Below are 21,534 nucleotides of genomic sequence, written 5' to 3'. Positions count from 1 at the left end.
GCCGATCCCCTGCCGATCCCCTGCCGGAAGGGGAACGCTCTTGACGCCACCCGCAGCCCGGGCGGACCATCTCCAGCAGCGGAGTAGTTGCTCCCTTACCTGTGGTGACCGAGCAGGCCGTCGTGGGGCAAGCTGCTGTCACACTCCCGGCCGGATGGGTGGCGATCGCGATGGCAGGCAAGTGGCAGGCGGGCAACCTTCCACCCGAGCTGACCAGCCTGGTCGGCCGCCGCGCCGAGCTGGACGTGGTGCGTACCGCCGTGCGCCACTCCCGCCTGGTGACGCTCACGGGCATCGGCGGCGTCGGCAAGTCACGCGTGGCTCTGCGTGCGGCGGCCGAGCTGCGGTCCGAGTTCGGCGGGGGAGCCTGGCTGGTGGGTTTATCCGCGTTGAACGACGGAGGTCTCGTTCCGCACGCGATCGCCGGAGCGCTCCGGCTGGCCGACCAGACCGCCCGGCCCATGACGGAGGTGCTGGCCGAGCACCTGTCCGGACGCGAGCTGCTGATCGTCCTCGACTCCTGCGAACACCTCGCCGGCCCCTGCGGCGAGGTCGTCGCCGCGCTGCTCACCGCCGTACCGGGGCTGCGCGTGCTCGCCACCAGCCGCCGCCCGCTCGAAGTGGCGGGCGAGACGCTGGTCGTGATCGAGCCGCTGCCGGTCCCGCCCGCCGGCACCACGGCGCTCGTGGGCGACGCCGTGACGCTGCTCGCCGAGCGCGCCGCCGACGTCGTGCCCGGCTTCGACCTGGGAAGCGAGAACCCCGAGGCCGTCGTACGCCTGTGCCGGCGGCTCGAAGGCATCCCGCTGGCGATCGAGCTGGCCGCCGCCCGGCTGCGCGACCTGCCCGTCAGCTACCTCGCCGACCGGCTCGACGACCGGTTCGCCGCCCTCGACGCCGACCCCGGCAGCCCGCACGACCCGCCCTGGCACCGCGCCCTGCGCACGGCGGTCGGGTGGAGCCACGAGCTGTGCGAGCCCGCCGAGCGGCTGCTGTGGGCGCGGCTGTCGGTGTTCGCCGGCGACTTCGACACCGAGGCCGCCCGCCGGGTGTGCGCCGACGAGCGGCTCCCGGAGTCCGAGATCGGGCTGCTGCTCGACGCCCTGGCCGAGGATTCGGTGCTGACGTGGCTGCCGACCGGCGCGGGTGAGCGTTACCGCATGCTCGACACGCTGCGCGAGTACGGCGCCCGCCGGCTGCGCGACCTCGGCGAGGAGGAACGTTTCAAGCAGCGCCACCGCGAGCACTACCTGTCGCTGGCCATCAAGGGCGCCGCCGGCTGGCTGGGGCCCGGCCAGCTTTCCTGGTACGACCGCATGGTCGGCGAACACGACAACCTGCGGGCGGCGCTTGAAGTGGCGCTGGCCGCCGAGGACGCCACGCCCGCACTCGAGCTGGCCGGCGTGCTGGCCTTCTTCTGGTACGGCTGCGGCCACGCCAAGGAGGGCCGCCACTACCTCCAGCAGGCGCTCGCCCTCGCCCGGCGCCCGGAACCCGCCCTCGTACAGACGCTGTGGGCCGATGGCCTGCTGGCCGCCTCCCAGGGCGACGCCCACGGCGCCGAAACCCGCGCCACCCAGATCGCCACCGTCGCCCACGACCTGCGCACGACTTCCGGCGATCCCCAGTCGACTCCTGGCCATCCGCCTGCGGTTCCTGGTCAGGTGGCCGCGGCTTCTGGCCATTCGTCTGTGGTGCCTGGTCAGGTGTCCGCGGCTTCTGGCCATTCGTCTGTGGTGCCTGGTCAGGTGTCCGCGGCTTCTGGCCATTCGCCTGCGCCTCCCGGCCAGCCGTCCGCGACTACTGGTCACCCGCCTGCGGCTTCTAGTGACTCGGCGTCGATTCCCGGAGGTCCGTCCTCGACCTACGGTGGCCTGCCCCCGACTTCTGGTGGCCCGCCCGGAACCTCCGGCGATGCGGCCGCGACTTCTGGCGGCCTATCCGCGACCCCCGGGGATTGGGCTGTGAACTTCGGTGGTCCAGGTGCGCTTTCCGGCGGTTCGGCTGCCACCTCTGGCGGCCACGCGCGCGCAGCTTTCGAAGGTCCGGCTGCGACCTCCGGCGATGGCGCCGGCATCTACGGCGACGCCGGTGCTCCTGGGGCCTCTACCGCGAGCTACAGCCATGCGGGCACTCGCGGCTACCCCGTCACGGGCGGTGACCTCGCGGGCATCTACGGGCGTGCTGCCCTGGTCCCGGGCGGGTTCGGCGCGTACGCCGCCACCTGCGTCAGGGCGCTCAGGTCGGCCGCCGGGGTGATCCGCGGCGACCTGGCGCGAGTCCTGGCCGAGTCAGAGCCCGCGTACCGCGACCGGTGGAACGACGAGCCGCCCACCATCGCCGGCCTGCTCGCACTGCTGTGCCGGGCGCATGCGCTGACCGTGGCCGGGCGGCTCGACGAGGCCATCGCCGTACTCGAGGACCTGCGGACGCTGTGCGACGGGCGCGGCGAGCAGCTCATGCGTTCCCACGGCGATTTCCTGCGCGGACAGGCCGAGCTGAGCAGCGGACGGCTGGCCGCCGCCGTTCGCTACGGGCAGGCGGCTTTACGGACCAAGCGGCGGCTGCACGACAGCTTCGGCATCGGGCTGACCGTCGATCTGCTGGCGCTGGCGGCCGGCGCGGCGGGGCAGGCCGGGCGCGCGGCCCGGCTGCTCGGGCTGGCCCAGCGAGTGTGGAGCAACCACGGCCAGGCGCAGGCCAGCGTTCCCGAGTGGGTGGCGGCCAGGCGAGCGTGCGAGACGCACGCCAGGGCCGCCCTCGGCGACAGCGCGTATGCGGCGGCCTACCGCACCGGCTTCGACAGCGACGTCGACGCGGGCATCGCGTACGCGCTCGAACCGGAAGGCGAGGGCCTCCCGCACAGCGGCCCCCACCTCTGACCGGCTCCAGGAACCTGGCAACGCCCACCCGCCGGCCGAGCCGCCCTTCCAGGCGAACCCCTCGAGGCCGTGGCACACCTCCTGAGCCCCTGCCCGGAGGTGGGCTTGGCACAGGGTGTGTTGAAGGCGGGGCCGCCCAGTGCCAGGCGCGAGCCGAGCGGGACCTGCCGATGGGCGCGCGTCGCTTGGTGTCGGGTGTGGGCGGTGTGGGGCCTGCTGGGTGGCGCGCGCCGCCTGGTGTCGGGTGCGGGCGGCGGGATCTGCCGGATGGGCGCGCGTCGCCTGGCGTCAGGTGCGGGCGGCGCGGGAGCTGCCGGGAGGACGCGCGCCGCCCAGTGCCAGGCGCGGGCGGCGTGCGCGGAGCTGGAACGACAGTGCGCGGCTGTGAAACAGCGCGCGGCGATGGGGCGAAGGGACGCCCTTGCGCACACCGGCCGCGACCGGTGGGACCTGCCGGAAGGACGCCCGCCCGAGGGCGGGTGCCGGTGGTACGAGATCGCTCCGGTGCGAGGCCGCCCGAAGCCGGGTGAGTGGCGCAGGGGCGATCTGGCGTTGGGCACGCCCGGTGGCGGAGGTCGGGGCGGGTGGGTTCGGCTTGAGCCTCGGCCAGTGCCACGTGCGCGCGGTGTGAAGCCCGCCGGATGCGTGACTCCCACGGAGGCGGGCGGCGTATGAGGGGTGGGTAAGGAGGTCTCAGCGTTGCCGGGTCGGCCGGATGATGATCTCGTTGACGTCCACGTCGGGCGGCTGGCCGATGGCGTACGCGATGGCGCCGCCGATGGCGTCCGGCGAGATGCTGTTCGCCCGATAGGTGCGCATCATCTCCCGGGCGCCCGGGTCGGTGATGGAGTCGGCCAGCTCCGACTCCACGACGCCGGGCGAGATCGTGGTGACCCTGATCGACGGGTCCATCTCCTGGCGCAGGCCCTCGGTGATGGCCCAGGCGGCGTACTTGGTGCCGCTGTAGACGGCGCTCGTCGGCACCACCTGGTGCGCGCCGATCGAGGCGACGGTGACGAAGTGCCCCGAGCCCTGCCGCTTGAAGTGGGGCAGCGCGGCGGCGATCCCGTACAGCAGGCCGCGAACGTTCACGTCGATCATCCGCTCCCACTCGTCCACCAGCAGCGCGTCCAGCCGGGACAGCGGCATCACGCCCGCGTTGTTGACGAGCACGTCGATGCGGCCGTACCGCTCGAAGACCTCGTCGGCGAAGGCGGCGACGTCCTGGCGGTCGGACACGTCCAGCCGCCGGACGTCGGCGGTGCCGCCGTCCGCCTCGATGGCCTTCGCGATCTCCGCGAGCCGGTCTTCGCGGCGTGCGCCGAGCACCACGATGTGGCCGTCGGCGGCCAGGCGGCGTGCGGTGGCCTCGCCGATGCCGCTGCTCGCGCCGGTGATGAGAACGATCTTGCTCACTGTCTCCTCCTAGGAGGCCGGGTAGTCGGCGCTGAGCGTCAGCTCGCGCCAGGTGTCGAAACCGGCCCGCAACGTGGTGAGCCGGTCGGTGGCGATGTCGTAGGCGGCCTTGCCGAGCAGCAGCCGCAGCGGCGGTTCCGGCGACGCGACCGCCGTGATGATCGCCGCGGCGGCGCGGTCGGGGTCGCCGGGCTGCTTGCCGTAGGTGGCCAGCGTGGACGCGCGCCGGGCACCGGCCGTCTCGTCGTAGTCGTCGATGCGGATCTTGGACTGCCGCATCGACGGCCCGGACCAGTTCGTACGGAACGCGCCCGGCTCCACGATCGTGACCTTGATGCCGAGCGGCCCTACCTCGGCCGCGAGCGACTCCGACAGCCCCTCCACGGCGAACTTCGTGGCGTGGTAGTAGCCGGTCGCGCCGAACGCGGCCAGGCCGCCCAGCGACGAGATGTTCACGATGTGGCCGGTACGGCGGGCGCGCATGCCGGGCAGCACGGCCTTGGTGACGTCGACCAGGCCGTGCACGTTCGTCTCGAACAGCGCTCTGACCTCGTCGTCCTCGCCTTCCTCCAGGGCGGCGAGATAGCCGTACCCGGCGTTGTTGACCAGCACGTCGATACGCCCGAACGCCGACTCCGCCGCAGCCACCGCCCGCGCGACCTGATACCGGTCGGTGACGTCGAGAGGCAGGGCGATGGCGCGGCCGGCGTGCGCCTCCACCAGGTCGGCGACCTGCTCGGGCGAGCGGGCGGTGACGGCGGCTCGATGACCTCGGTCGAGGGCGGCGGCGGCCAGCGCCCGCCCCAGGCCGGACGAGCATCCGGTGATGAACCAGACAGGGGTTCCGTCTTGCTTGCTCATGTGATGCGAAGCTCCAATGCGGTTGTTGTCGTGGCGCGTTCGTTGTCGTTGTGAGTCGTTGTGAGTTGTTGTGGGTCGTTGTGTGGTCGTTGTGGCGAACCCGTCGCCGTGGCGGTGCATCCGGTTCGTACGTCGCAGCGGCAGACGAACCGACGTGCCGTCGGGTACGCGGGCATGCCGGGATGGCGACGCGGCGGTCATGCCGCGGTCGCGCAAATAGCGGTGCGGGTGATGACGGTGCGGGTGGCTATGTGGATCCGGCGCCGGTCAGGCACGCATGTGACGGCGGCTAGCGCCCGGTCCAGGCTCAGGCGGCGCCGGTCAGGGCGTCTGGCCGAGCCCGGTCAGGGCATCTGGCCGAGCGGTGCCGGTCATCGGGCCGGGAAACAGGCGGGTCACGGGCCGGGAATCAGGCGGGTCATCGGGCCGGGAATCAGGCGGGTCACAAGGCAGGGAAACAGGCGGGTCAGGCGGTGAGGCTGCCGAGCAGCGACAGGCGCTCCTCCGACGGGCTGCCGGGCTCGGCCTGGTAGACGACGAGTTGCCGGCCGGGTGCGCTGTTCACGGTCAGCGACTCGTAGTGCAGGATCAGCTCGCCCACCAGCGGGTGGTGGATTCGCTTGGTCTCGTGGGTCTTCTGGCGGACGTCGTGGCGGGCCCACAGCTCGCGGAACTCGGCGCTCTTCAGCGACAGCTCGCCCACCAGCTCGATCAGGTCGGGGTCGTCGTAGTCGGTGCCGATGTTCGCGCGCAGCGCACCCACGGTGTTGAGCGCGGCTCGCTCCCAGTCGGGATAGAACGTCCGCGCGTCCGGGTCGAGGAAGACCAGCCGTACCAGGTCGTCGCTGTAGGTGTGGCCGGCGAACAGGGCCTTGCCCAGGGTGTTGGCGGCCAGTACGGTCAGGCGCCGCCCCAGCACCACGGCCGGGGTCTGCGGCCAGGCGGCCATCATGCGCAGCAGGGCGTCGCCGACGCGTTCAGGACCGCGGGCGGTGCGGCGGTTGTCCACGGCCGGGTGGGCCAGGCGGTGCAGGTGGGCCGCGGCGTCGTCGTCCAGCTCCAGCGCCCTGGCGAGCGCGTCGACCACCTGGTCCGACGGGTGCCGTTCGCGGCCTTGTTCAAGCCTGATGTAGTAGTCGGTGCTGACTCCGGCGAGCTGCGCCACCTCCTCCCGGCGCAGCCCCGACACGCGGCGGCGCGCGCCGACCGGCATGCCGATGTCCTCCGGTTGGAGTAGCTCGCGGCGCGCTCGCAGGAACTGCCCGAGCAGGTTCTCCGTCTCCATGCCTTCAGGCTAGGCCAGGAACGCCCTGTTCACAGGCTCTGAGGGTGGGCGTGATACTCCCACCCTCAGAGCCGATCATTGGGGGTTCACAGGCGGTGGCCGGCGCCCGCGCCCGCCGGCACCAGACCCCGCAGTGCGTTCGCCGGGTGCATGCGCGGAGCCGGCTCGGGGGTCCAGCCGACGTCGCGGCCGAGCGTGGTGCCGGTGGCGGCCTCGTACGCGGCCACCACGTCCACCGTCCGCCCGTTCACCAGGTTGCCCTTGGCGGTGATGGCCGTGCCGCCGAACACGCTGAGCACCTTGTCAGCGGCGATGCCGTCGAACGCGTTCGCCTCGGCGTAGACCTTGGAGCCCGCGCCTACGCCGATGCTGTACGCGTGCGTGTCGCCGCCCCGGTAGTAGTTGTTGTAGACGTGCACGCGTCCCCACCGCACCCGGGGCGTGCGCTGCCCGAGGCCCTCGAAGTAGTTGTGGTGCAGGGTGACGCGCAGCTTGTCCTGCTCGTCGTAGCGTGCCGGGTCGTCGGTGTTGCCGATCAGCGTCACCTTGTCGTGGCCGCTGAGGTGGTTCCACGACATCGTGACGAGGTCGGATCCGCGTACGACGTCGAGCAGCCCGTCGTGCACCTGGTACGGCCGGCCGAAGTAGCGCGGCTGCCCGGAGTCGGGGTTGTCGCCGTCGTTCAGCGTGTTGTGGTCGAGCCACACGTGGGTCGAGCCGGACACCTCGACGTTGTCGAAGGAGGCGTTCCAGTTGCCCTCCTCGCCGTCGGTCGGGTCCCACTGCGGGAAGCAGTCGGCGGTGTCGGTGATGGTGAGGTTGCGGACGATCACGTTGTCGGCGTTCGTGATGCGCAGGCCGAAGCTCTTCAGCGCGGCGTCGCGTCCCAGGCCGATGATCGTGACATTGGAACCGACGGTGATCGTGACGTGCTCGGCCATCTTCGCGTACGACGCCCGGCGCGCATCCTCAAGCGGCCCCGACGGCACCCGGTCGCGGCCCCACACCTCCGGGTCGTAGGCCGCCAGGTAGGCCTCCAGGCTGTAGCCGTCCACGGCGTAGTCGTCGCAGGTCAGCGGGTTGCCCGCGGCGTCGGTGTCGGCGTCGATCGCGCCCCTGATGTACACGATCTTCGGGGTGTTGTCGGCGGGATCGCCGAGCGCGGCGATGAGCTGCGTCCGGTTCGTGACGACGTGCACGTCCTCGGGACGGGCGGCCGAGCCGCCGGTGGTGCCGGTCGTGGCCGCCGCCCAGCCGTCGCCCTTGGGCAGCACCTCGCGGCCCGGCTCTGGCCTGGGCTCGGGGCTCGGCCGGCGGACCGGGTTCCAGCCGTCGCGGCCCGCCAGGTAGCGCTCAGGCGTGTACTTCGCGGCCTCACGCGGGTCGAGCTGCGGGCGGTCGTCGTTGACGGTGGCACCGGGGCCGTGATTGCGGTACTCGGACAGGCGGGCGTCCCGCCAGTTCAGGCCCGACATGTCGGTCCACGGCGCGTCCTTGAACTGCTGGCCGAGCCACGACTCGCGCACCAGCACCTGCCCGCGTGCCGTGGTCGAGCCGCCCGCCGGCCACGGGCGGCCCAGATGGAAGGTGCGGGCCGGCGCGTTGCTGGTCAGGTGGCTGCGGTAGATGAGGAAGCCGTACGGGTTGGTGATCTCGGTGCTGGCGGCGGTCACGTAGCCGTTGTTGTCGGAGCTGCCCCGGCTCAGCGCCTTGATGACGCAGCGGTCGAACACCGCCGTCGCGCGGCCGAAGATGAAGTCCACGTCGCCCTCGACGTAGCAGTTGTGGAAGTACTGGCGGGCGACGGTCGTGGCGGACGGGGTGTTGGCGTACAGCGTGTCCTGGTTGCCGAGGAACCTGACGTTGTCGTAGACCTGCCGGTCGCCGGTCGTCCTGACCGCGACGGCCTGGCTGTTGCCGTTCGCGGCCTCGTCGTAGGCGTTCTCGAAGGTGAGGTTGCGGGCGGTGAAGTCGGGGGCCTCGATCGTGTACGACGCGCTGCCCGACGTGCCGTACGTGCCGGAGCCGTCCGGCTTCGGCGTGCCGGCCGACACGTCGTACGTGAGCACCACGTCGCGCGGGTCCTTGGTGTCGCCGGCCAGCGTGATGTACGGCTTGTCGGCCGGGATGACGACCTTCTGCCGGTAGGTGCCCTTGCGGACCAGGATCGTGACCGGCCGCCGGTTGCCGGAGGGCACGGCGTCCACGGCGTCCTGCACGGTCGTGTAGTCGCCTGAGCCGTCGGCGGCGACCACGATCGTGGACCTGCCAGCGGTCGCGGCGGTGGCGGGGGAGAGGGGGGTGAGAGCGGCGATCACCGTCAGGGCGATCAATGGGGGGAGTGACGGAAGTCGCATGGCGCAACCTCGGGACGTGCGGCAATCGTTTGCATGAAACGTTCGCCGAAAGCCCTCACTTCGTCAATGGCCTGCAGTGAAACTGCACTTCCGAGGCGAAGTTGCAGCAACAAGCGATTGCAACCGCTTCTTGAGGGGGCGGAGGCGTGTCCGGGCGCCGCTCCTCATGAGGGCGGAGGCGAGGACAGGCGGGCGCTTCTCGGGGGCGTCAGGTGCGTCCGGGCGGCCGCTTGTCAGGGGCGGGGAGGTGCGTCCGGGCGGGCGTTTTTCAGGGGCGCGGAGGCGTGTACGGGCGGGCGTTTTTCAGGGGCACGGAGGCGTGTACGGGCGGCCGGGGAAGTGGCGGTCCCACTCGGCGCGGGTGATCGACGTGCCGGCCTCTTCGCAGATCCGCGCGCTCGCCTGCTCCACGTTCAGCCCATGAAGCTGTACGGCGCTGCCCGACGCGCCGGCCAGTACGGTGCCGTCGGGTCCCGGCACGGCGTCGCGCACCGGCCGCGAGCCCGCGAACACCGCCCAGAGCGCCGGAGCGGACGGATCGACCACGTCCCACACGCGTACGGTCCGGTCGTCGGAGGCCGTGACGAGCCTGCGGTCGTCGGCCGCGAACGCCACGCTCACCACGTCGGCGGCGTGGCCGGTCAGCTCCGACAGGCGGCGCGGGTTCGCGGTGTCGGAGACGTCCCACAGCCGGACCGTGCCGTCAGACGACGCGGTGGCCAGCGTCGCGCCGTCGCCGCTGAACCGCAGGCCGAGCACCTCGCCGGTGTGCGCGGTGAACGTGGCGACCGAGCGCGGGCGGGCCGGCTTGGAGACGTCCCAGAGCCGTACGGACGAGGTGCCCGAGCCAGTCGCCACGAGCTTGCCGTCCGGGCGGAACGCGGCGGCGGTCAGCCGGATCTCGGCGGGGCCGAGGTTGGCGAGGCGGGCGGGCGCGGCGGGGGATTCGACGTTCCACAGGGCCGCGCGGCCGTCGGACGAGGTCGTCAGCACCGTACGCTCGTCCGCCCCGAACGCGGCCGAACGGATGCCGCCGGTGATCGTGCCGAGCGGCTTGGGCGCCTCCGGCGATGAGACGTCCCAGAGACGGGCGGTGCCGTCCCGCGAAGCGGTCACCAGGTGGTCGTCGTCGGGGCTGAACGCCGCCGTCAGCACCGCCTCGGTGTGGCCGGTGAGCGTGGAGTGCGGGACGGCGGCCGCCGGGTCGGAGAGGTCCCACAGCCGGACCGTGTCGTCGTCGGACGCGCTGGCCAGCACGGTGCCGCCCTTGGAGATCGCCACCGCGTTCACCTCGCCGGTGTGCCGCGCCAGGCGGGCGCGGGGGGTGAGGCGGGCGGCGTCGGCGACGTTCCACAGGCGGGCGATCCCGTCGGCACCCGAGGTGGCCAGGTGCCGCCCGTCGGGGCTGAACGCCACCCCCGTCACCGCGTCGGGAGACCCGGCCAGAGTCCCCACCATCTCCGGCGCCGCCGGGTCGTCCAGGCTCCACAGCCGGACGTCGGCGTCCGCCGAGGCGGCGGCGAGCAGCGTGCCGTCGGGGCTGAACGCGACGTCGTGCACCGCCGCGCCGCTGCCCTTGGCGGTGCCCGACTGCTCGGCGGCGGCGACGTCCCACAGCTCGATCGTGCCGGTCGCCGAGGCCGCCGCCAGCGTGCGGCCGTCGGGGGAGAACGCGAGCCCGCGCAGGCCGCCGTGCGTCGAGGTCAGGATCGCCAGCGTGACCGGCGTCGAGGGGCTGCGTACGTCGAGGATCGTGATCGTGCCCGCGGCGGTGGCCAGCGCGGCCGTGCGGCCGTCGGGGCTGAAGACCGCCCCGGTGAAGTCGGCGTCCTGGCGGACGACCGACAGCTCCTCGGCTTTGCGGGGGTTTGTCACGTTCCACAGCCGGGCCGTGCCGTCGGGAGAGGCGGTGATCAAGACGTCGCCCTCCGGCGCGAACGCCACCGAGCCGACCGGCTCCTTGTGGCCTTCGAGCGTGGCCAGCGGGCGCGGGCTCGCGGTGTCGGAGACGTCCCAGAGCCGGGCCGTGCCGTCGGCCGACCCCGTCGCCAGCACCTTCCCGCCCTCGGCGAACGCCGCCGCGCGCACTCCGCCGATGTGGCCGCCCACCACGCCCAGCGCCTGGGGACGCAGCGGGTCCGCGACGTTCCACAGCCGGGCGGTGAAGTCGCCGGACGCGGTCACGGCCACGCGGCCGTCGGGACGGAAGACCACCTGCTCGACTGGGGCGGTGTGGCCGATCAGCCGCGCCCCGATCGGACGCGAGAGCGAGCCGAGCAGCGCGCCGCGCGCCTCCGGCGTCGGCGACAGGCGGTAGGCCGCGAGCGCGAGCTGGGAGCCGAGCGAGGTGTCGCCCGCGCGGCTCGCCGCCGCCGCGACCTCGCGGGACAGCGCCTCGTCGCGCATCCTCGCCGCCTCCATGGCCCGCGCGTCGGCCCGGCCGCCCTGCACCACCGCCACCACGCCGCCCGCCGCCCCGACCAGGACGAGGAGGGAGAGCGCGGCGATGGTGCCGCGGGCGATCAGCCTCCTGCGGTCCTGGCGGCGGCGCGAGGCCACCAGGAACTCCCGCTCGATAGGGCTCGCATCACGGACGTCCCGTGCGTCCTGGCCGGCCTCCGGCACGCCCTCCCCGGCCCGCCGCACGTCCTCTTCGGCCCACTGCGCGAGCGCGTCCGCCCCGGCCGTTCGCGTCCGCCGCGCCGCGCTTTCCGCCCGTCGCGCCGTCTCACGGCGGCCGGCTTGCGCGAGGCCGACGACGGTCTCCGCCGTGGCGAGGCGGTCACCGGCGTACAGGTACGACGGGTTCCTGCCGTCCTCCCGCCACAGGGCGGCGTCCTCCGCCAGCCGCCCCCGTACGAGCAGCCGCGCCCGCCGCGCCTCCGCCCAGCTCGCCAGCCGGGGCCAGGCCCGCACCAGCGCCTCGTGGACGAGCCGCGCCTCGTCGCGCTCCACGGTGACCAGCCGCGCCCTGACCAGCTCGGCCAGCACCTGCCCCGCCACCGACTCGGGCCCCGGGCTCAGCTCGGCCACCGGCACCCGCCTGGGCAGCGCGCCCGCCTGCTCGTCCACGAAGACGAGACGTTCGAGCAGCCCGCGCGCCACCGGCTCGAACTCCGCGCCGAGCCCCCGCAGCGTCTCCTCGCCGCTCATCGCGATCGCCCGCGCGACCCCGCCGGCCGCGCGGTAGCCCTCCATGGTGAGCACCCCGCCGGTGCGCCGCCGCCAGGTGGCCAGCAGCGCCTGCGACAGCTTCGGCAACGGGTCCTCATCGACCCGGCGCAGATCGTCCAGGATCAGCTCGACCAGCCCCGGTTCGACGGCGAGCCCGGCCCGCGCGGCCGGCTCCTCGATGACCCTGCGCACCCCGGCGGGCGACAGCGGCGGCACGACCTCCGGCCGCCGCAGCGCCTGGAGCAGCCCCGGGTAGGCCGCGCAGCGCGCGAAGAAGTCACCGCGTACCGCGATCACCACCGCCGCCGACCCGGACAGCTCGGCCAGCGCCGCGACGAACCGCCGCCGCGCCGTCTCGTCGCCGCACGCGGTGAACACCTCTTCGAACTGGTCGACCACCACCAGCGTGGGTCCGGGCAGCCCGCGACGGGCCGCGGCGGGGTCGGACTCGATGATCGCGCGCAGGCGTACGGGATCGGCGCCGCTCAGCGCGGCCAGCTCGGCGGCCAGCGCCGCCGTCGGCTCGGCACCGGGGGTCAGCGCGATGCACCGCCCCACCTCGTCCCTCAGTGCGGGCAGCAGCCCCGCGCGCAGCAACGACGTCTTGCCGCACCCCGAAGGGCCGGTGAGCACGAGCGGCCCCGCGCCGTCGAACGCCTGCGCGCCGAGCACCATCGGCGGCCGGGCCGCCCGCAGCGCCTGACGGACGCGCGCGACCAGCGACCGCGTCGCCTCCTCACGCCCGGCGAACACCCCGGCGTGCTCGGCCCCGTACGCGGCCAGCCCCCGGTAAGGGCTGCCGGGGTCGCCGGGCGTGGCCACCGGCCGCTGCCGGACCCGGGGCGCCGCGTGGGCCGGGTTGACGGCCAGCGGCGGCAGCTCCTCCAGCTCGATCGCCTCCCGCCGGGGACGCGGGAACCCGGCGGCGGGCAGCGACCGGGCCAGGCGGTGGTGCACGTGGTCGAGCGTGAACGCGGCAGGCCCCTCAGGATCGCCCTCGTGCAGCAGCCGCAGCAGCCCGCCGCTGAGCGCGGTGTGCCGCACGCCGGGCAGCGCCCACGAGTTGGGCTCCTTGCTCGTCGCGGCCAGCACGTACGCCCCCGGCCAGGCCAGCGACTGCTCCATGAGCTTGGCGGGCACCGGCCGCCCGCCGCCGCTGAAGCAGCAGTCGAGCACCACGACCGCGAGCCCGGCCCGCGACCCGGCCATGATCCGCCGCACCAGCGCGTACGGCAGCGCCTGATAGCCCGCCGTGCCCTCCGACAGGTCGGCGGTGGCGCCGGTGGCGAGGTAGAGCTCGTCGCCCGGCCCGAACAGGGCATGGCCGACGAAGTGGAACATCAGCACGCTCGTCGCCTCGCGCGCCGCCCGCTCCAGCGCCGTGCCCAGCTCGGCCGGACCGGCCGGGTCGAGCAGCACGTCGAGCCGATCCGGGGACAGCCCGGCCCGCTCCACCAGGCAGCGGGCGACGTCGTCGAGCGTGGCGGCCACGGCGGGCGCGTGCGGCAGCCGGGAGGCGGGCCGGTGCGTGGCCGTGCCGGCCAGCAGCACCCGGGCCCCGGCGTCGGACAGCAGCAGCGGTGGACCGTTCCATCGCATGTCGCGCACGGGCCGAGTCTTCTCGATCGTGGCTGGTTCGTCCTCGGTCATCCGGCGTTCCACCGCGCAAGGCTCGTCGAGTTCGGCGTTTGTCGGATGACAATGTACGCAGCTCCGGGGCGGCCGTCGAGGGGCACGAACACCCGCTGACCAGCAGTTATCCCCGCATATTCGGGCACATCATGACGGGCAATCTGCGTCACCAATTGGCCGGCAGCCCGGGGGTCGTGGCGGGCAGCCGGTGACCCCGCGGATGGATCACGTACGCCACCCCGCCGCTGCTCGAACCGCGCAGCCACACGTTCTCGAACGCGGCCCGCGGATAGACCCTGCGCACGGCCGCGTTGCTCGGCGACGCCGGGTCGTTGGCGATCACGTCGCCGTCCTCGGTGAAGCCGACGACCACCATGAGGTGGCCGTCCGTGCCATAGCCCGCGCCCGGCAGCTCATCCTCCTTGAACGACTGCGAGGTGATCACCGGCACGCCCGCGCTGATCAGCCGCTCCAGCTCGGTCAGCGAGCGCAGCCTGGTGACGAACCCGTCGAGGCCGTACCGGCCCGCGTACGCGGTGTTGAACGGCCAGTTGCCGGTGCCCTTGTAGGCATGGTCGTAGGTGTAGCGCGCGGCGTGATCGACCTCGGGGTTCGGGTCGGAGCCTGACACCCAGGCGGTGTCCTGCTCGCTCGGCCGGACGCCCCAATAACCCATCACCATCGTGGTCGAGGTCGGGCTGCACCACGCCTCGCCGCCGCCGTTCCACTCGGGGTAGTGGCCCTTGTGGATGTTCTGGGAGCGGCGCGGCACCGCCAGCTCCTTGCCCCACGCGCCGCCGCCGGGGCTGACCGGCACGCTCTCGCGGCGGGGCACGTTGGAGCTCATCACGCCGGACGTACGCACCCGGGGGACGACGTCCGAGCCGGGCCGCCGATAGAGGGTCAGCCGGAGCTGGTAGCCGCTGAGCGGCTTGCCGGCCGCCGCGACCAGTGTGTCCACGGCCACCTTCGCATCCGCGTCCGACTGCCCGGGCACCGAGGTGCGCAGCACGTCGCCCTCCGCATACGACCAGCGGCCCAGCGCATACCACCGGGTCAGGCCCCCGGCGTTCCTGCCCCTGGCCTGTACCTGCAGCCAGCTCCCCGGCGGCACGTCGGCCGTCCACGACGCGATCAGCTCGGTGGCCGGGAAGCCGATGGCCTGCTCAGGGCCGGTCCAGCGGGCGTACTCCCACGTCTTGGTGCCCAGCGCGTCGGTGTAGGAGACCGTGCCCGCGGCCTCCCCGAACGCCAGCCCCTCCGACGCCGTCGTGCCCTCGGCGGTGCCCGTGGTGAAGTCGGCCCGCTGGAACACCACGTCGGGCGTCGCCGCGGCCTGTCTCGCGCCCGCGGGGGCGGCGCAGGCCGCTGCCATGGCGCACGTGGACGCGAGCGACGTGAACGACAGGAACCACCGGAACGACAGGAACACGGTCAGCGCGCGCATGAACCCACCCTGCTTCGAAGGCGCTCGGCAGGGCCGACAGTATGCGCGCCGCCTGCGCAAAACCATCGGCAGATCTACGTAATCGGGCGGCACCTCGTCCCCGCACGACGGTTCGTGCGTCTCTCCGCGCATGATCGCCGATACGCGGGTGAGCATGCCTACGACAGGACGGGAGCGCTCGACATGCGGAAATACGTGATCATGGGGGTGCAGGGCAGCGGCAAGGGCACCCAGAGCGCCATGCTCGCCGGCGACCTCGACCTCGTCCACATCAGCGTCGGCGACATCTTCCGCTGGCACGTCAAGAACCACACCAAGCTCGGCGCCCAGGTACGCCGCCTCGTCGCGGCCGGCGAGCTGGTCGGCGACGACCTCGTGGAGGACGTCGTGAAGGACCGGCTCGACCTGCACGACTGGAACTACGGCTTCATCATCGACGGCTTCCCGCGCAACCGCCGCCAGGCCGAGTTCTTCCTGGAGAGCTACGACATCGACGGCGTCATCCACCTCGACCTGCCCGACGAGGAGGTGCGCAGGCGGGTACTGGCCCGGCGGCTGTGCTCGCGCTGCGGCATGGACTACAACCTCATCGCCCACCGGCCCGAGGAGGAGGGCCGCTGCGACGTGTGCGGCGGCGAGCTGGTGACCAGGCCGGACGACACCCCCGACGCGCTCGCCAGGCGGCTGGCCGACTACCACGGCAAGACCGGGCCGGTGCTGGAACTGTTCCGGCGCAAGGAGTACGTGCTGACCATCGACGCCCGCGCCGACAAGCTGGAGGTGCAGCGCACCATCCGCGCCCGCTTCAACCTGCCGCCCTACCGGGGCGACGGCTAAAGAGTCGGTCATGGCGGCGCATCGTTGCGGTCGGACCGCCCCCGCGACCTGACCGGCCGGCAGGAGGATCGCCACCGGGTCGAGACAAGCGCATAGGGCGGGGGTACGACATGAGCAGGCCCGGGATCGCGGCGATCATCATTTCGCTCGCCGCGCTGGGCAGCGCCGCCTGGGCGGCGACCACGGCACTTCCTGCGAACTCCACCCCGCCTGCGATACACGCACCCGTCCCGGACGCCGACCTCTGGCCCGCCGCTGAGAAGGGCCGGTCCGCGCCCGGAGGAGCCGCCCGTGAGCCGGGCCTCGGTCCCCGGTCCGGCGCGGCCGCTCGTGAGCCGGGCTTCGGTCCCCGGTCCGGCGGGGCCGCCGGCGGCGCCGGTTTCGGTCCCGCACCCGGTTGGGCCGCTCGCGGCTCCGGCTGGGGTCGCGCACCCGGCAGCGCGGCCAAGAGCGCGCTCGGCCCGGACGGCGTCGTGCGCAGCTCCCCGTACGGACCGCTGCCCGGCCAGCCGGGCCCGCGCGGCTGGAACCAGACGTACGGACAGGACGGCGAACAGGGAGGACGGCGGGGCGGCCCGCCCGCACCCAGGCCGAGCACGTCCGGGACCCCCAAAGTGCCGGCGCACCTGCGCGTCGCCCAGGAGCTCACCCCCGACCCCGTGATCATCGGGGACGACGCGGCCTACGTCCTGACCGTCACCAACGCGGGCGTCACGGACGCCACGGGCGTCGTCGCCACCGGCCTGCTCGACCGCGACCTCACCCCGGGCCCGCTCCCCGACGGTTGCCGGCTCACCGGCCGCACGCTCACCTGCGGCGGCCCCGGCATGGCGCTCCCGGCGGGGCAGAGCGTGACGTTCGAGCTGCCGGTCACCACGGACCCGGCGCTGCGGAACGGTACGAACCTGGCCATCCGCGCCTCCGTCACCGCCCCCGACGCGACCCCCGACGAGGCCGAGCTGACGACCAGGGCGCGGGCGGTCGCGGAGGTCGAGGTACGCCAGGAGGGCGCGCCGAAGGAGGTGGGCCACGGGGAGCCGGTCCCGTACCGGCTGACGGTGACCAACCACGGCCCCTCGCGAGCGGCGAACGTCTCCCTGCACAACCCGGCCGACGGCGGCAGGGCGACGATCGCGCAGCGCCCGGCGGAGTGCCCGCAGACCGGCCCCGCGCTCACCTGCCCGCTCGGCCCGCTCGCGCCGGGGGAGAGCAGGACGTACGCCTTCAGCCTGACCCCGCACGAGGCGGGCCCGCTGACGATCTGCGCGTCGGTCACCACGGGCGACGGCGAGGAGAACACCGCCGACAACCACGTCTGCGCCGACACGGTCGTGGCGGCGGCGCCGGAGCCGGAGAGCACCACGGAGGCGGAGGAGACGCCCGAGCCCACCCCCACCGCGACCCCGGAAGCGGAGCGCAAGGACGGCAAGCACGAGCACGCGGAGCAGGACGAGCACCGCCGCGAGCGCGGCAGGGACACCCCCGCCGCCGCGGGCGAGGTGCCGCCGCCCGCGCACCACGAGGCCGGGCAGCTCCCGGTGACCGGCGCGTCGGTCTGGATGCTGGGCCTGGGGGTGGCGGTGCTGCTCGCGATCGGCCTGCTCGTGCGCTCCTTCTCCCACCAGGACAGGCGCACCTCCTGACCTGCGCCCCGGAGCTTTCAGCCCAGCACGTCGCGGCTCCACGAGCCGAGGACCAGCAGGGTCTTGGTGCCCGTGACGTCCCCGGCCCTGCGCAGCCGGTCGATGACCTGCTGCAGGTGGCCGAGGTCGCGCACCCGTACGTGGATCAGCGCGTCGGGGTCGCCCGCGATCGTGAACACCTCCTGCACCTCCGGCACGTCGGTGGCGGTGCGGATGATCTCGCTGACCGGAGTGGTGCCGGGGTAGCGCAGCTCGGTGAAGGCCTCGATGCCCCAGCCGAGCTTGGCGTAGTCGATCTGCACCGAGAAGCCGGTGATCACGCCGATCTCCTTGAGCCGGTCGACCCGCCGCTTGACCGCCGCCACCGACAGGCCGATACGCTCGGCCATCTCGGAGAACGTCCTGCGCCCGTCCTCGCGCAGGAGCCGCAGCACTTGGTGATCGATCTCGTCGATCTCAGGCACGGAGTACGCCCCCTTCACGCGCAAAGAACGTCGGCTGGCAGGTCCATGAACTCATATTGTTTGCGTCTTCGGCCCGGTTTCTCGTCTAATACTTGCGCATATCATGCCCGGGTTGCTGTGCTGGGAAGCAGCGTGCCACGAGGCGAGCACGTATGAAAGCCAGGAGGTTCGCATGAGCGCGAGCGAGACTCCCACCCCCGTGTCGCTCGACGACAAGTACACGGCACTCGACGGCCGCGTGCTCATCTCGGGCATCCAGGCCCTGGTCCGCCTGACGCTGGAACAGCGCCGCCTGGACGACGAACGCGGGCTGGACACCCGCGCGTTCGTCAGCGGCTACCCTGGCTCGCCGCTGGCGGGTGTGGACCTGGAGATGGGCAGGGCGGCGAGGCACCTGGAGCCCGCCGGCGTGGTCTTCCAGCCCGGACTGAACGAGGAGCTCGCCGCCACCGCGGTGGCCGGCACGCAGCTGCTCGACCAGGTGCCGGGCCGCCGCCACGAGGGCGTGACCGGCTTCTGGTACGGCAAGAACCCCGGGCTCGACCGCGCCGCCGACGCCATCAGGCACGCCAACGTCGCCGGCACCGCCCCGCTGGGCGGCGCGGTGGCCTGGATCGGCGACGACCCCGGCTGTAAGTCGTCCACGCTGCCCAGCTCGTGCGAGCCGATGTGCCAGAGCCTGTCCATGCCGCTGCTCGCGCCCGCCACGGTCGCCGAGATCATCGAGTACGGCCTGCACGCGGTGGCCATGTCGCGGGCCAGCGGCCTGTGGGTCGGCCTGAAGATCGTGGCCGACATCGCCGACGCCTCCGCCACCGTCGACCTCGGGCCGCTGCGCGCCGGCGTGCCCGTGCCCGAGCGCGTCGCCAAGGGGCCCGCCCCCATCCTGCTCGGCCCCGCCGCGCTGGACGCCGAGCACGACATGCTCACCCGCCGCCTCGCCCTCGCCCGCGCGTACGCACGCGAGCACGGACTCAACCGTGTGACGGCCGGCGCCGGCAACACCGCGCTCGGCATCCTCGCCTCAGGAGCCACGTACGCGGCGGTCGAGCGCGCCCTGAACGACCTCGGCGTCGACGAGGCCGCCATGGACGAGCACGGCCTGCGGCTCATCAAGATCGCGATGCCGTTCCCGCTCGACCCCGCCGAGCTGGCCGAGCTGACCTCCGGCCTCACCAGGGTGCTGGTGGTCGAGGACAAGGTGCCGTTCCTCGAAGGCCAGCTCAAGCAGGCCCTGTACGGCGCCGCGCACGCCCCCGAGATCAGGGGCCGCGACCTGCTCCCCGCCAGGGGCACGCTGGGCGCCGACGACGTCGCCAAGGCGATCGCCACCTGCCTCGGCATCGAGCCGCCCCGCCGCGAGCGCCGCCGCGGCCTGCTGCCGGTTGTCGCCGCCCGCACCCCGTACTTCTGCTCCGGCTGCCCGCACAACACCTCCACCCGCACCGCCGACGGCACGCTGGTCGGCGTGGGCATCGGCTGCCACGCGATGATCGCGCTCGACGGCCACGGGCGCGGCACCCAGGTCGGCATCACGCAGATGGGCGGCGAGGGCGCCCAGTGGATCGGGCTCGCGCCGTTCACCGACGACCGGCACTTCGTGCAGAACCTCGGCGACGGCACCTACCACCACTCGGGCTCGCTGGCCATCAGGGCGGCCGTCGCGGCCGGGGTGCCGATCACGTACAAGCTGCTCTACAACGACGCGGTCGCCATGACCGGCGGCCAGCACCCGGAGGGCAAGCTCGACGTGCCGTCGCTGACGCGCGAGCTGGCCCTGGAGGGCGTGCGCAAAGTGGTGATCACCACGCCGGAGCCCGAGCGGTACCGGGGCGTCGAGCTCGCGCCGATCGCCTCCGTACGACACCGCGACGACCTGCCCGAGGTCGAGAAGGAGCTGGCCGCGGCCGGCGGGGTGACCGTGCTCATCCACGACGACCGCTGCGCCGCCGAGGAACGGCGGCTGCGCAAGCGCGGCAAGCTGCCCGCGCCCACCCAGAAGGTGCACATCAACGAGCGGGTCTGCGAGGGCTGCGGCGACTGCGGCGACGTCTCGACCTGCCTGTCGGTGCAGCCCGTCGAGACCGAGTACGGCCGCAAGACCCGCATCCACCAGGCGTCCTGCAACACCGACCTGAGCTGCCTCAAGGGCGACTGCCCGTCGTTCCTGCTGGTCGAGCCGGGCACCAAGGAGCCCAGGAAGGCGCCGGAACCGCCCGTCACCGCGCCCGAGCCGGTCGCCGCGCACGGCGACGAGACGCTCATCAGGATGCCCGGCATCGGCGGCACCGGCGTGGTCACCGTCTCGCAGATCCTCCAGATGGCCGCACACCTCGACGGGCTGCACGCCACCGGCCTCGAGCAGACCGGGCTGGCGCAGAAGGGCGGGCCCGTGGTCAGCGACGTGCGGATCGGCAAGCGGCCGCCGTCCGGGCACGTGCGCGCCTCGCAGGGCAGCGCCGACGTGCTCATCGGCTTCGACGTGCTCGGGGCGGCGGCCGACGCCACCCTCGCCGTGGCCGCGCCCGACCGTACCGTCGCCGTGCTCAACACCTCCGTGGTGCCCACCGCCGCCATGGTCACCGGACGCATCCCCGTGCCCGGCCACGCCGACGCCGTCGCCCGCGTCGCCTCCGCCACCCGCGAGCAGATCTGCGTGGACGCCCACGCGCTGTCGGAAGAGCTGTTCGACGACCACATGCCGGCCAACCTGCTGCTGCTCGGCGCCGCGTACCAGCAGGGCTGCCTGCCCGTCAGCGCCGCCTCGATCGAGCAGGCCATCAAGCTCAACCGGGCCTCCGTCGAGCAGAACCTCGCCGCGTTCCGGTGGGGGCGGGCCGCCGTGCACGACCCCGAGGCCGTGCGCAGGGCCGTGCTGCCCGAGCCCGCCGGGCCGAAGACGTTCGATGAGGTCGTGGCCGACCGCGTCGCCGACCTCACCGGCTACCAGAACGCCACCTACGCCCGTACGTACGAAGGCGACGTCCGCAGCGTCGCCGCGCTCGCCGTCGAACGCGCTGGCGAGGAGGCCGGCACCGCCATCGCCCTCGCCTACGCGCGCGGCCTGCACAAGCTGATGGCCTACAAGGACGAGTACGAGGTCGCCCGCCTCCACCTCGACCCCGCCGAGGTGGCGCGGCGCGAGCGCGAGTTCGGCAAGGACGCCAAGGTCACCGTGCTGCTCCACCCGCCCGTGCTGCGCGCGATGGGCATGAAGCGCAAGATCAAGGTGGGCCGCTCGGCCGGAGTGCTCTTCCGCGGCCTGCGCGCCGCCAGGGTGCTGCGGGGGACCGCGTTCGACGTGTTCGGCAAGGCCGAGGTGCGCCGGGTCGAGCGGGCGCTCATCGGCGAATACCGCGGGCTCGTACGTACCGCGCTCGACCGCCTCACCCCCGAGACCGCCTCCGTCGTCGAGGAGATCGCCGGGCTGCCCGACCTCATCCGGGGGTACGAGGACATCAAGCTCGCCAGGGTCGCAGAGTTCCGCGAGCGCGCCCAGAAAGCGCTGGACAACCTTCAAAGCCGTCCTTAGGGAG

The 21,534-nt window shown here is 73.3% G+C and carries 11 protein-coding genes; 4 read left to right on the top strand and 7 right to left on the bottom strand.

Going from position 1 to position 21,534, the window contains the following annotated elements; translation table 11 throughout:
- The first annotated feature begins 170 nt into the window (after window positions 1-170).
- Window positions 171-2,882 carry a hypothetical protein gene (locus AB0K67_RS11375; protein WP_364056646.1) on the top strand — a complete coding sequence of 904 codons (2,712 nt, stop codon included), beginning with the start codon at window positions 171-173 and terminating at the stop codon, window positions 2,880-2,882.
- Between the two features lie 693 nt (window positions 2,883-3,575).
- Here the strand turns inward: AB0K67_RS11375 and AB0K67_RS11370 are convergent.
- The 6 genes from AB0K67_RS11370 to AB0K67_RS11345 all read right to left on the bottom strand — a co-directional run bounded on the left by AB0K67_RS11370 (window position 3,576) and on the right by AB0K67_RS11345 (window position 15,054).
- Window positions 3,576-4,298, bottom strand: a complete 723-nt coding sequence (locus AB0K67_RS11370) for an SDR family oxidoreductase (protein WP_364056643.1) — start codon at window positions 4,296-4,298, stop codon at window positions 3,576-3,578.
- A 9-nt stretch (window positions 4,299-4,307) separates the two neighbouring features.
- Window positions 4,308-5,159: an oxidoreductase gene (locus AB0K67_RS11365; RefSeq protein WP_364056640.1), complete on the bottom strand. Its 852-nt coding sequence runs from the start codon at window positions 5,157-5,159 to the stop codon at window positions 4,308-4,310.
- Window positions 5,160-5,625: 466 nt separating this feature from the next.
- Complete coding sequence (locus AB0K67_RS11360) at window positions 5,626-6,444, bottom strand: helix-turn-helix transcriptional regulator (protein WP_364056637.1); 819 nt, start codon at window positions 6,442-6,444, stop codon at window positions 5,626-5,628.
- Window positions 6,445-6,530: 86 nt separating this feature from the next.
- Complete coding sequence (locus AB0K67_RS11355; protein WP_364056634.1) at window positions 6,531-8,777, bottom strand: pectinesterase family protein; 2,247 nt, start codon at window positions 8,775-8,777, stop codon at window positions 6,531-6,533.
- 327 nt (window positions 8,778-9,104) lie between these two features.
- Window positions 9,105-13,574, bottom strand: coding sequence for a hypothetical protein (locus AB0K67_RS11350; RefSeq protein WP_364057539.1), 4,470 nt, complete (start codon window positions 13,572-13,574; stop codon window positions 9,105-9,107).
- 199 nt (window positions 13,575-13,773) lie between these two features.
- Window positions 13,774-15,054, bottom strand: coding sequence for a C39 family peptidase (locus tag AB0K67_RS11345; protein ID WP_364056631.1), 1,281 nt, complete (start codon window positions 15,052-15,054; stop codon window positions 13,774-13,776).
- 183 nt (window positions 15,055-15,237) lie between these two features.
- Here AB0K67_RS11345 and AB0K67_RS11340 point away from each other — a divergent pair, with 183 nt between their 5' ends.
- Both AB0K67_RS11340 and AB0K67_RS11335 read left to right on the top strand, forming a co-directional pair.
- Entirely contained in the window at window positions 15,238-15,891 is a 654-nt protein-coding gene (locus AB0K67_RS11340) for a nucleoside monophosphate kinase (RefSeq protein WP_364056628.1), read from the top strand.
- A gap of 110 nt (window positions 15,892-16,001) precedes the next feature.
- Window positions 16,002-17,534 carry a hypothetical protein gene (locus AB0K67_RS11335; protein WP_364056625.1) on the top strand — a complete coding sequence of 511 codons (1,533 nt, stop codon included), beginning with the start codon at window positions 16,002-16,004 and terminating at the stop codon, window positions 17,532-17,534.
- Window positions 17,535-17,551: 17 nt separating this feature from the next.
- On the opposite strand, the gene AB0K67_RS11330 is transcribed toward AB0K67_RS11335, so the two are convergent.
- Window positions 17,552-17,998 carry an Lrp/AsnC family transcriptional regulator gene (locus tag AB0K67_RS11330; protein WP_364056622.1) on the bottom strand — a complete coding sequence of 149 codons (447 nt, stop codon included), beginning with the start codon at window positions 17,996-17,998 and terminating at the stop codon, window positions 17,552-17,554.
- 172 nt (window positions 17,999-18,170) lie between these two features.
- Here AB0K67_RS11330 and AB0K67_RS11325 point away from each other — a divergent pair, with 172 nt between their 5' ends.
- Entirely contained in the window at window positions 18,171-21,530 is a 3,360-nt protein-coding gene (locus AB0K67_RS11325; RefSeq protein ID WP_364056619.1) for an indolepyruvate ferredoxin oxidoreductase family protein, read from the top strand.
- Window positions 21,531-21,534 lie beyond the last annotated feature (4 nt).

The organism is Nonomuraea sp. NPDC052634 (genome assembly GCF_040678535.1).
Lineage (GTDB): Bacteria > Actinomycetota > Actinomycetes > Streptosporangiales > Streptosporangiaceae > Nonomuraea > Nonomuraea fastidiosa.
This window is presented reverse-complemented; position numbering and strand designations above follow the sequence as displayed.

Bases quoted from the DNA above. Each gene is read 5' to 3' on its own strand.
- AB0K67_RS11375 (WP_364056646.1), top strand. From the start codon at position 171: ATGGCAGGCAAGTGGCAGGCGGGCAACCTTCCACCCGAGCTGACCAGC.
- AB0K67_RS11365 (WP_364056640.1), bottom strand. From the start codon at position 5,159: ATGAGCAAGCAAGACGGAACCCCTGTCTGGTTCATCACCGGATGCTCG.
- AB0K67_RS11360 (WP_364056637.1), bottom strand. From the start codon at position 6,444: ATGGAGACGGAGAACCTGCTCGGGCAGTTCCTGCGAGCGCGCCGCGAG.
- AB0K67_RS11350 (WP_364057539.1), bottom strand. From the start codon at position 13,574: ATGCGATGGAACGGTCCACCGCTGCTGCTGTCCGACGCCGGGGCCCGG.
- AB0K67_RS11345 (WP_364056631.1), bottom strand. From the start codon at position 15,054: ATGCGCGCGCTGACCGTGTTCCTGTCGTTCCGGTGGTTCCTGTCGTTC.
- AB0K67_RS11340 (WP_364056628.1), top strand. From the start codon at position 15,238: ATGCGGAAATACGTGATCATGGGGGTGCAGGGCAGCGGCAAGGGCACC.
- AB0K67_RS11335 (WP_364056625.1), top strand. From the start codon at position 16,002: ATGAGCAGGCCCGGGATCGCGGCGATCATCATTTCGCTCGCCGCGCTG.
- AB0K67_RS11325 (WP_364056619.1), top strand. From the start codon at position 18,171: ATGAGCGCGAGCGAGACTCCCACCCCCGTGTCGCTCGACGACAAGTAC.